This window comes from Actinomadura logoneensis (assembly GCF_003428695.1).
Lineage (GTDB): Bacteria > Actinomycetota > Actinomycetes > Streptosporangiales > Streptosporangiaceae > Spirillospora > Spirillospora logoneensis.
Genome location: NZ_QURH01000605.1, coordinates 1 through 2,122, shown reverse-complemented (window position 1 = coordinate 2,122; position 2,122 = coordinate 1). Strand labels below are relative to the sequence as shown.

Annotated in this window: 2 protein-coding genes; both read right to left on the bottom strand. The window is 74.3% G+C overall.

Annotated features, from left to right (window positions below):
• Positions 1-35: 35 nt before the first annotated feature.
• Positions 36-1,391, bottom strand: a complete 1,356-nt coding sequence (locus DZF91_RS24600; protein ID WP_117359644.1) for an FAD-dependent oxidoreductase — start codon at positions 1,389-1,391, stop codon at positions 36-38.
• Complete coding sequence (locus DZF91_RS24595; protein ID WP_235834526.1) at positions 1,381-1,809, bottom strand: SgcJ/EcaC family oxidoreductase; 429 nt, start codon at positions 1,807-1,809, stop codon at positions 1,381-1,383. Before DZF91_RS24595 ends, DZF91_RS24600 begins: the two co-directional genes overlap by 11 nt.
• Between the last annotated feature and the right edge of the window lie 313 nt (positions 1,810-2,122).

Genomic DNA, 2,122 nt, shown 5'->3' with positions numbered 1-2,122 from the left:
GGCGGAGGCCGGTCGGGCCGCCGGGGCGGGGCCGGTCAGGCCGCCGGGGCGGGGGCCGCCGGCGGGGTGCCGTTCTTGAGCACCCGGTAGATCATCTCCGGGCTCATCAGGGTGGGCGCCGGATCGACCAGCCCGGCCACCCGCATGAACGCGCGCGTCACCGCCGGATCGCGGGTCATCGCGGACTGGAGCAGCCCCATGTAGGCGTTCATCATCTCCACCTCGGGCGGACGCACCCCTTCGACCTGCGGGAACGCCAGGTCGCCGCCCGCCGAGATCTGCCACGGCGCCTCGACCACGCCCGCCACGTCCTTGAGGAACGGCAGCGGTTCGGGGACGCCGCGCTCCAGGTGCGCGCGCAGCGTCAGCGCCTCCAGCGCGGCCACCGTCATGCCCTGCCCGTAGACGGGGTTGAAGCTGCAGAACGCGTCGCCCACCACCAGCAGCCGGTCGGGGAACCGCTCCAGCTGCTCGTAGTGGCGGCGGACGCTCGCCGGGTAGGTGAACGACACCGGGTCGTCCAGCGGCTCGGCGTCCTTGATCACGTCGTGCACGTCCGGCACCGCGAGCGTCCCGGCCCAGGCGAGGAAGCCCTCGGGGTCGGTGGGCGCGGCGTCGCCCAGCACGCCGGTGAGCGAGACGATGCAGCGCCCGCCGTCGATCCGGGAGAAGAACGCGCCGCGCGGGTGCGACGGCGTGGACACCGGGTTGATGGACAGGTCGCCGTTCAGGACCGACTCGTCCCGCAGCCGGTAGTGCCGGGTCGTGTACGTCAGGTCGATCCTGATCCGCTGCTCGGGCGGCCGCGAGTAGCCGTGCTCGGCCAGCCAGGCGGGCGTCCGTGAGCCGCGCCCGGTCGCGTCCACGACCAGGTCGGCGGGGACGTCCCGGGGGCCCGACCCGTTCGCCCGGCTCTGGACGCGGACGCCGGTGACCCGCGCGTCGCCGTCCTCGGTGAGCAGTTCGAGGATGTCGGTCTCCTCGGCGAACACGACGTTCCGCCACTCCGCGACCGACGTCCGCACCAGGTTCTCCAGGACGGGCCGGTCCGCGGACACGCAGATCAGCCCGGTCGCGGCCGGCCGGGTGCGCCGCCCGTCGAAGAACCACCGCAGCTCGCCGAGGTCGGCGGTCGGCACCCCGGCCGCGACCGCGCGCTCGGTGAAGCCGGGGAACAGCTCGTCCAGGATCTGCTGCCCGCGGGCGAGCAGGCCGTGCACGTGCCGGCCCTGCGGGACGCCGCGCCGGGCCGTGGTCACCCCGGTCAGCCGGTCCCGGTCGACGATCAGCACCTCGGCGTACGCCTCGGCCAGCACGCGGGCCGCCAGCAGGCCCGCCATGCTGCCGCCGAGGACGACCGCCCGCTCGCCCACGCGGCCCTCAGCGCGCATCACGCGGGCTGTTCTGGTAGGCGGCGAGACGCCAGCCGCCGTCGGTCCGGACGGTCAGCCAGGAGGCGCGGATCGCGTCCGCGTCGGCCAGCTCGGTGCGGCCCGCCGCGATCACGCCGCCCTCGGTGATGAGCAGCGCGACGTCCGGGCCGAGGAACCGCACGTTGACCGGCGCGCCGGTCACCCGCGTCCCCTTGTAGGGGCCCTCGAAGGCGTTCCGCATGAACGCCGCGATCTCGTCGCGCCCGGCGACGTACACGCCGGGCAGCACCAGCGTGCCGTCCTCGGTGAACAGCTCGCCGAACCCGTCGGCGTCGTGCGCGGCCCAGACCTCGACCAGCCGGGCGGGCAGCCCGGCGACGGCCTTCTGGTCGGCGGGCGAGGGGCGGGACCTGGTGGCGGACGGACTCTGTGACACTTCGACTCCCTCATTCGTCGCCATTGGCGGCGGCCATTGCCGTGCGATTTCCCAAACTTCCACCAAGGTCCGCGCCGGACAATATTCGGGATTGCGCGGCGGCTCTCCCGAAAGGCAATCCAGCGGATGCCGGTCAGCCCGCCGGGAACGCAGAATTCGGAGCGGACCACGCCGATTCTTCGAAGGAGGACAGGGTGACGATCGCACCTTCGACCGACCCTGCGACCGACGCCGCGACGGGCGCCGCGACGGGTGCCGCGACGGACGCGGACGGCTCGGCCGCCCGGCGGGCCGAGCTGGTCGCCGCCGCGGG

What these genes read in the sequence shown, in the direction of transcription:
- DZF91_RS24600 (WP_117359644.1), bottom strand. Translation starts at nt 1,391, where the DNA reads ATGCGCGCTGAGGGCCGCGTGGGCGAGCGGGCGGTCGTCCTCGGCGGC.